A 9,339-nucleotide genomic window follows, 5' to 3' on the forward strand; every position below is an offset into this window, starting at 1 on the left:
CAGATAACCCGCTGACGGTGATTGTCGATACCCTGCCGCCTGCAACGCCTACGGTTACCAGCGTAGATCCTAACGGGACGCTGGTAAGCGGTACGGCCGATGCCGGCAGCACCGTGATTATTCGCAGCGGTAACACCATTCTCGGCCAGGGGGTGGCAGACGGTTCTGGTAACTTTGCTGTCACCATTTCGCCAGCGCAAACAACCGGTCAGGCGCTCAACGCCATCGCTCAGGATACCGCCGGAAATCAAAGCGACCCTACAACGTTTAACGCCGCTACCTCCAGCGTTCCGCATCCACCGACTCTTGAGATCGTTGATGACATCGCGCCCATCATGGGGGTGATTGGCAACGGTAAAACCACCAACGACACCTTACCGCTGCTGCAAGGGACGGCCACTGCTGGGGCATCGGTGACTATCTATCAAAATGGCGCATCCATCGCCACGGTAACCGCCGATGCCGTGTCTGGCGCATGGAGTTATCAGCTACCCACTGCGCTGACTAACGGCATTACCTATAACTTCACGGTTTCACAAACGGTGGACGGTACCCCAAGTGGTCTGTCGCCCAACTACGCAATCACCATCGACACCACGCCCCCGCAGGTGCCAACTATCACCAGCATTATTGACGATATTGCCCCCGGCACCGGATCGTTGGATAAAGGGCAAATTACCAACGATTCCCGCCCAACGTTTAACGGAACCGGCGAAGCGGGGGCAACCATCACCCTTTACGATAATGGCATCGCTTATGCCACTACCACGGTAAACAGCAACGGATTCTGGAGTTTTACCCCGACCGCTCCGCTGGGAGAAGGCGACCATATCTTTACCGCTCGCGCAACAGATGCCGCAGGCAACCAGGGAGATCCATCCGGTGATTTCCAGATCATTGTCGATACCCTGGTGCCGAATGCCCCCTCTATTGTGACAGTCACGGACAACGTTGGTGCGATTCAGACCCTGACCTCCGGGCAGTTGACCAACGATAATACTCCAACGCTTGCTGGCGTTACCGAGGCGGATTCGCTTGTTACCATCCGCGACAACGGGGCGGTCATCGGCACAACCATCAGCGATGAAAACGGCAACTGGAGCTTTACGCCTGCGCCTGCTCTCGGTGAAGGCAGCCACTCGCTGACTGCCACCGTCACAGATGGCGCGGGCAATATCAGCCCGGCAACGCCGCCGTTTGTGGTTGTCGTCGACACGCAGCCGCCAGCGGCACCGACCATTACCTCCGTAATTGACGATCAGCCTGGCAATACAGCGCTGACCAACGGACAACTGACGAACGATGCGCAGCCTACGCTGAACGGCAAAGGCGAGATCGGCGCCATCATCACGATCCGTGATAACGGCGTCGCCATCGGTACAGCGCAGGTGGACGAGTCAGGCAACTGGCGCTTCACACCGGATGCACCGCTGGGACAGGGACAACATATATTCACCACCGTTGCCACCGATCAGGCAGGTAACTCCGGTGGGGTATCATCATCGTTTACTATTGAGCTGGACTCAGTTGCCCCGTCAATCCCGGTCATCAGCACAGTTCAGGACAGCACCGCACCGACAACAGGCCCGATAACCAACGGGCAGACCACGAATGAATCCCGTCCGGCCCTGAGCGGCACCGGTGAAATTGGCGCGACCATAACCGTCCTGAGCGATGGTCAGCCCATCGGCACCACCACCGTTGGGGCTAACGGCACCTGGAGCTTAACCCCAACGGATGCACTCAGTAACGGCCCGCATACGCTGACCGTCACCGCCACCGACAGCGCCGGTAATACCAGCCAGCCATCCAATGGCTTCGCGCTTATCGTGGATACCGTGTTGCCTGGTACGCCAGCGATTACTCAGGTTGCAGATGATGTCGGCCCGCTGATCGGTAATCTGAACAACGGTCAGGCCACGAACGATCCACTCCCGACGCTAAGCGGCACGGCTGAAGCCAATGCCACGGTAAGAGTTTACGATAACGGATCGTTTATCGGCTTTACCTCAGCGGATGGCACGGGCGCCTGGAGCTTCACGCCAGGAACCGAGCTTGGCAACGGTAACCACGCGCTGACGGTGACAGCCACCGACGCTGCCGGAAACGTCAGCCTCACGTCCGCTGGATTTAACATCGTTGTTGATACCGTCGCCCCGCTTGCACCAACGATTATCCAGGCTTTTGATGACGTGCTACCGGGAACCGGAACGCTGTCGAGCGGGGCCTTTACCAACGACACCCGTCCCGTACTCAACGGCTCGGCGGAAGCCGGTGCCCGGGTAGCCATCTACGATAATGGCACGCTGCTGGCAACGGTAACTGCGGCGATAGACGGCACCTGGGAATATCTGCCTGCCGCGCTGGGTAACGGTCAGCATGTGTTTACCGCTATCGCCACCGATGCCGCCGGAAACGTAAGTCCCAACTCCGGCGGGTTTATTATTAATGTCGACACCATTGCGCCATCCGCCCCGCTGCTGGTCTCAGTGGTGGATGATATCGCAGGCGGCGTGTTCAATGCGGCGCTCAACAACGGACAACTGACCAACGATGCGCGCCCGACGCTGAACGGTACCGCCGAGGCAAGCAGCACCGTCAGCATCTATGATGGAAGCACCCTGCTGGGTACGGCGCTGGTGCAAAATAATAACAGTTGGTCGTTTACCCCAACTACGCCGCTGACGAATGGATCGCACACCTTCACCGTCACCGCAACAGATGCGGCGGGCAACACCAGCAGTGCGACGGCAGGCTTTAGCGTGGTGGTCGACACCACGGCGCCGACGCAGCCTTCAATCAGCAGCATTATTGACGACGTCGGGCCAAACACCGGGGCGATTGGCACTAATCAGCCAACCAACGACGCACGCCCAACGTTAAACGGCACCACAGAAGCCAACGCGCGGGTCGATATTTACGATAACGGCAGCTTTGTCATCAGCGTGACGGCGGACGGCAGCGGTAACTGGAGTTACACCCCAACCACCGCGCTGGCACAAGGTACCCACTCCTTTACCATCACCGCAACGGACAGTGCGGGTAATACCAGTGGCATATCGTCTGCGGCAGCGATCGTGGTCGATACCGTCGCCCCGGGCATTCCTACAGGGCTGGCGGTAAACGCCAACGGTACCACGCTCACCGGCGTTGCCGAGCCAAACAGCACGGTCATTATTACCTCCAGCGGTGGAACGGTGCTCGGCACGGCAACCGCCAACGCCTCCGGTAATTTCACCTTCACGCTGAACCCACCGCAAATTAGTGGGCAAACGCTGCAGGTCAGCGCCCAGGATGCCGCAGGCAACATCGGCACGGCGGGTAATGTTCTGGCACCGTTTACTGGCGTACCGCCTGCGCCGGTTATTGCCAGCGTTCTCGATGACGTCGGTACGATCACGGGGTCCGTCGCCCCCGGTAAAACCACCAATGATACGCTGCCAACGCTCAGCGGAACGGCGCAGGCTAACGCCATCGTCAGCCTGTACAACAACGGCGTGCTAATGGGCACCACGACCGCAGACGGTAACGGGATCTGGAGCTTTACCCCATCCGGGGCGCTCAGCGAAGGTAACCACGCGTTTACCGCCACTGCAACAAACGCCAACGGCGCAAGCGGATTGTCCAGTTCGTTCAGCGTGATTGTGGACACCACGCCACCGACCGCGCCAACGATACTGATCAGCGCCGATGGCGGCACCGTCAGCGGCGTCGCCGAAGCGGGAAGCACGGTCACTATCTCCCTGCCCGGCGGCACCAGCGTGACGGCAATCGCCAACAGCAGCGGTGTCTACAGCGTCAACCTGCCGGTTCGCCAAATTGAAGGTCAGTCGCTGTCCGCCACGGCGACCGATGCGGCTGGCAATACCTCATCGCCGACAAGCGCTATCGCACCGGTATTACCACTGCTGGCTGAAGACAACGTCACCAGTCTGCCGCTGCAAACCGATGTTATCGTCAGCACCGAGCATCAAAGCGATTATGGTTTCCTGCTGGTTAATGCCTTGGGGAATGTCGCCAACGTGCTGGGGAACGATACGGCAAGCGTTAATTTCAGCATCGCTTCTGGCGGCAGTGGGTCCATTACGATCAATGCCGCCGCGACCGGCGTGGTGCTGTCGCTGTTAAACACGCTTGAAGTCGTTATCCAGCGCTTTGACACCGGGCTGAATGCCTGGGTAACGGTGGTGGATACCGGGAAACCAGACTTCGCCAGCCTGCTCACCCTGGGCGCCTCGGGCGTAACGCTCAATTACAGCGGGCTGACTGGCGGTGATTACCGCGTGGTCAGCTACAACACCAACCTGCTGGCGACCGGGGCATACACCAGCCTTGATGTCTCAGTGGTAAAAGCCAGCGCAGGGACCATCATCGGCGGTACCACGGAATCCGGGAACATCATTACGGATACCGATCCCGCCAACGGGCAGGATAATGCGCCTTCCGGCACGCTGGTCACCGCCATCACCGACGGTAACGGCAACGTTGTGAATATCCCGGCGGGCGGCATTGATGTGCAAGGGAAATACGGTATTCTGCATATCAATCAGAACGGTAGCTACACCTATACCCTGACCAATACGTCAATCTCAGTGTATGGTCGTTCTGAAAGTTTCACCTACACGCTGACGCATGGCAGCGATCACTCCTCGGCAAAACTGGTGGTAACGCTCGGTCAGGCTCCAACCACCAGTACGGTAACCGCGGCAGACGATGTAGCTGCGCTGACTTACGGAACGCAAGTCATCGCGGTTGACCACTTGCCTTCACAACAAACTGGCTTCACGCTCGCCAACGTCGGACTGGGTAATGTGCTGGATGTCAGTCTGGTCAACGGTCTGACTAACCCGATTAAGTTCAACGTTGACGATGGCGCAACCCGCACGCTGACCGTACAGGCTAATGTTCTCGGCGTGACGCTTGGCGGCTTCGATCTCTATGTTTATCGCTTCAACGAGTCAATTCAGCAGTATGAGCAGTACCGGGTACAGCCAAACTGGGTCACTGCCCTACTGGGCGGAAGTTCGTCAGCGTATACCATTACGCTACCGGGTGGCGATTATCTGTTCCTACTTAACGCTTCCGGCGGCCTGACGCTGCTGACCAGCTATACCCTGAATATTCAGGCCGATCACACCTACGCCGTCGACAGCCTGAGTGCGACAACCAATGGCAATCTGCTGGTCAACGACTCGGCTCCGGCCAATACCGTTATCACCGAAGTAAACGGTATCGTCGTAAACGGGACGGGCACTACCACTATTAATGGGCAGTACGGCACGCTGACTATCGATGCGAAGGGGAACTACACCTACACGCTAAGAAGCGGACTGGGTGCAGACGGTATCAACACCCCGGACAGCTTCGTGTATAAGGTCAGAGCACCAAACGGCGATACCGGCAGCGCCTCGCTGAATATCAAACCAACGCCGCAGCCGCTGGACGCCGTAAATGACATCAGTAGCACGATGGCAGTCACCACGCAGGCGGACACCTCCAGATTGTTTGCTGACAACAGCGTCGGGAACGCCAGTTGGAACGCCCAACTCCTTTCTCCCACCTCACAAAATGGCACTGGCGTCATTGAGGTCGCGACGGGAACGGCGGTGCAAAACGCCATACTGCATTTTAACGTTGCTTCAGGTCTGACGCTGGGCGGACTGACCGTCACCTGGGCGCTGTATGACAGTAACAACGTTAAGGTTGCCAGTAACTCATTCAACGGTGGATTGCTCATTGGCGGCAATATCGATATTGCCCTGGGGATCATGTTGCACCCCGGTAACTATCGACTCGACTACACCGGCAGCGTCGGGGCTTTAGGGCTGGGGAATATCACCATCACCCCTAGCGTGAAAGGCACGATAATCGACCTGCAGAACGTCGAAACGTCCGCGGCAAACAGCGTCGCCGGCAACATTTATGATGGGGACCATATTGCCAGCGTGCATACCTTGCTGACGGTGAACGGCACGGGTGGTAGCACCGCCACGCTGGATCCGCTGAGCAGCACGACCAGCGCCATCATTAACGGACTGTACGGCAAACTGACCATTGGCATTGATGGTCATTACACCTACGCCCTCAACAGCGATGTCTCACTTTCCACCATCCTCACCAAAGAGACATTTACTTACACCCTAAACGATCAGAATGGGCATACCGATACCGCTACGTTGACCATCAACATGAATCCGCAGGTTGTAAGCACCGTAGATGCCGATCGTTTTACCGGCAGTGTCTACGGCGATACGCTGATTTATCACCTGCTCAACGCCAACGACGCTACCGGTGGTAACGTTGGCAATGTTGGCGTTGGACCTACCGATACCTGGACCAACTTCTCGCTGGCCCAGGGCGACAAAATCGATATCGGCGACCTGCTGGTGGGCTGGAACGGGCAGAACGCTACGCTCGGCAACTACCTCACCGTGACCACCAACGGTAACAACACGGTGATTGCCATCGACCGCGACGGTACGGGCAACACTTATCACTCAACCAATCTCATAACGCTGGAGAACGTACACACCACGCTCGATGAACTGGTGCAACAAAATCACATTGTGCCCTGAAGCTAACGCATAACGTTAAAGCGCCATAACTACAGCCCCGGATGCCATGACGTCCGGGGCAATAACAGTCGTCGCTGCCGTATTTTGTAAGGGATAAACTATGAGAAATGTCGCGCCTGTTGCCTTACTGCTGGCATTAACGCTCTGTACCCTGCGGGTGAATGCCGAAGATGAACCGCAAATTATTACGCCGGAAGGCCTGGCCACCAGCCAGATGCTGCCCTCGCTGGACGGCGCGGTTGCCGATCTGCCGCTGAGCGCCGCCGCCCCCGGCAGCCTGACGCTCAACGACGCAGTGAGCCGCGCCGTGAGCTGGCATCCTTCTATTCGTGAATCCATCGGCAAACTGCTCTCACAAAATGAGCAGATCGACGTGGCGAAATCAAAATATTACCCGCAGGTTTCTGCCGGGATGAACAACGGTTACAGCAATACTTATACCGATCACGGCTTTAGCCCGGCCCTGGTTATTTCAGTATCGCAAATGCTGTACGACTTCGGCAAAGTGGCAAGCCAGGTCCGCGCTGAAACCGCCGGATCCGCACAACAGCAGGCGAATGTGTTACTCAGTATTGATACCATCGCCCACGCAACCGCCAACGCGATAGTCCAGGTGCAGACGTGGCAGCAAATGGTGGACGCCGCCGAAGAGCAGCTCAGCGCCTTGAACGGTATTGGTCGGCTGACCCGTCAACGCAATGATGAAGGGGCAACCTCGCTATCCGACGTGGTGCAAACCGATGCGCGTATCGAGTCTGCACGTTCTCAGTTGGCGCAGTATCAGGCTAATCTCGACAGCAGCAAGGCAACGCTGATGAGCTTCCTCGGCTGGAACTCGCTTAACGGCATCAGCAACGAATTTCCGGTCAAACTGGACAGCAGTTGTGATGTGGTCAAACCGGACGATAAGCTGGTTCCTGCGGTGCTGGCGGCATGGGCGCAGGCGAATGTGGCCCAGGCAAATCTCGATTACGCCAACGCGCAGATGACGCCCACTATCTCCCTCGAGCCGTCGGTTCAGCACTATCTCAACGACAAATACCCCAGCCATGAGGTGCTCGATAAAACCCAGTACTCCACGTGGGTAAAAGTCGAGATGCCGCTGTATCAGGGGGGCGGACTCACCGCCAGACGCAACGCCGCCAGTCACGCGGTAGAGTCTGCACAGTACTCCATCCAGCGTACCCGACTTGAAGTGCGGCAGAAATTACTGGAATCCCGCAGCCAGGCGATGAGCCTCGCCACTGCCCTGCAGATCCTGCGTCGCCAGCAACGGCTGAGTGAACAAACGCGCGAGCTTTATCAACAGCAGTATCTGGACCTCGGGTCACGCCCACTGCTCGACGTGCTTAACGCCGAGCAGGAGGTATATCAGGCCCGTTTTGCTGAACTCCAGACTCAAAACCAGCTGCGCCAGCTCCAGTTGAACTGCCTCTATAACACCGGCTCGCTTCGCCAGGCGTTCGCCTTAAATAACCGCAGTATTCAATCGGTGGAGATAAAGCTATGAGCGACGTCGATACACATGCGGAAGATGCGATTGGCGAACACGCCCTGAGCCAGTGGGCGCTGGCGATGACGCATATTGCCAGCCACTATCGCGTTGCCTGTTCGCCCGGTGCAATCCAGGCCAACGCCCCGTGGTTTGCGGGAAAAAGCCGAGCTATGGCCCTGTCGCAGCTGGCGCGTCAGGCGGGGCTGTCATTTCATGCGCTGGATACCGCCACGCAGGCGTTGGGCCAGTGGCGTCTGCCGGTGGTGGCGGAACTGCGCGACGGCCAACTGATGGTGATAGAACATTTCAACGGTGAAGATACGTTGGATGTTTTTATCATCGCCGAAGAGGGCCAGCGTAACCGACTCACAGTTGCAGAACTTCTGCCGGAGATCGTGAGCATTACCGCGCTGCGCCCGCTGTCAGCGCTGAAGGACAGTCGGGTAGACCGCTATATTTCGCGCTTCAAGCCCGACTGGATGCGCGAACTGGTGTTACAGGACATCCGCCCTTACCTGCCGGTCATGGTTGCCGCCTTTCTGATTAACGTCCTGTCGCTCGCCGGGATTATCTTTTCGATGCAGGTCTATGATCGGGTGATCCCCGCCCAGTCTTATCCAACGCTGTATGTTCTCTCCACCGGCGTTCTGGTGGCGGTGCTGTTTGGCTTTTTGCTGCGCGAAGCGCGTACCCACATAATGGACCTGCTCGGCAAACGCGCCGATATGCGCATTTCCGATCGCGTGTTCAGCCACGCATTGCGGCTGCGCAACAGCGCCGTTCCCCGCTCGACGGGGAGCTTTATTTCTCAACTGCGCGAGCTGGAACAGGTTCGCGAGATGATCACCTCCTCGACCCTGTCGACGATTGTCGATCTACCGTTTTTCTTTTTGTTTATCGTGGTGCTGGCCTTTATCGCCCCGCCCTTGGCGTGGATAGCCCCCGTCTCGGCCCTGCTGATGATCCTGCCTGGTTTGCTGTTACAGAAGAAACTGGCGGTGCTCGCCAACCAGGCAGCGCATGAATCCACCCTGCGCAACGCGGTGCTGGTCGAGAGCGTTCAGGGGCTGGAAGATATCAAGCTGATGCAGGCGGAAAACCGCTTTTTACAACAGTGGAACAGCTACATCCGTATTACCGGAGAGTCCGGGCTGCGCACGCGCAAGCTGACTCAGGGGCTGATTGGCTGGGGCATGTCGGTACAAAGCCTGGTCTACGCCGCCATCATTATGTTCGGCGCGCCGATGGTCATTGAAGGCACAATGACCA

3 protein-coding genes are annotated in these 9,339 nt (G+C 57.7%); all 3 read left to right on the plus strand.

Annotation, left to right across the window (positions count from 1 at the left end; translation table 11 throughout):
• On the plus strand, positions 1–6,575 hold a 6,575-nt coding region (locus tag FDW87_RS21760; protein ID WP_252363003.1), incomplete at its 5' end, for a BapA/Bap/LapF family large adhesin.
• Between the two features lie 100 nt (positions 6,576–6,675).
• Positions 6,676–8,085: a TolC family outer membrane protein gene (locus tag FDW87_RS04390; protein WP_046275995.1), complete on the plus strand. Its 1,410-nt coding sequence runs from the start codon at positions 6,676–6,678 to the stop codon at positions 8,083–8,085.
• The coding region (locus FDW87_RS04395; RefSeq protein WP_252363004.1) for an ABC transporter transmembrane domain-containing protein at positions 8,082–9,339 on the plus strand (1,258 nt) is incomplete at its 3' end. The genes FDW87_RS04390 and FDW87_RS04395, both read left to right, overlap by 4 nt.

The sequence above is a fragment of the Citrobacter sp. wls826 genome (genome assembly GCF_005281245.1).
In the GTDB taxonomy this organism is placed as follows: Bacteria; Pseudomonadota; Gammaproteobacteria; order Enterobacterales; family Enterobacteriaceae; genus Citrobacter; species Citrobacter braakii.

Bases quoted from the DNA above. Each gene is read 5' to 3' on its own strand.
- FDW87_RS04390 (WP_046275995.1), top strand. From the start codon at position 6,676: ATGAGAAATGTCGCGCCTGTTGCCTTACTGCTGGCATTAACGCTCTGT.